This is a genomic window from Halorubrum sp. SP3 (assembly GCF_005435195.1).
Classification (GTDB): Archaea; Halobacteriota; Halobacteria; order Halobacteriales; family Haloferacaceae; genus Halorubrum; species Halorubrum sodomense.
Window position 1 is genome coordinate 1 of sequence record NZ_SGTU01000543.1, and the last position, 311, is coordinate 311.

Annotated in this window: 1 protein-coding gene; it reads left to right on the plus strand. The window is 73.3% G+C overall.

Annotation, left to right across the window (positions count from 1 at the left end):
* Positions 1-311 (plus strand): helix-turn-helix domain-containing protein (locus EXE42_RS17505; RefSeq protein WP_199240817.1); only part of this gene is annotated, 311 nt, incomplete at both ends.

The window sequence follows — 311 nt, forward strand, 5'->3', positions numbered from 1 at the left end:
ACGATGTTCGGGTCGCTCCGGCGGACCGGCGTCGTCGTCGTCCCGCCGATCGACTTCCGCCCGGACGGGGTCGCGAGGCTCACCGTCCTCGGGGACCAAGGGCCGCTTCGAGACGCGCTCGCCGGGCTCCCGGACCGGATCGACAGCGAGGTCCTCCGGATCGGGGAGTACGACTGGCGACAGCACCTCTTCGACCCGGAGCTGACGGACCGGCAGTTCGACGCGCTCGCGGCCGCCGTCGAGTGCGGCTACTACGAGTCACCGCGCGCGGCGTCCGTCGAGGACGTGGCCGACCGGATCGACGCCGCCCC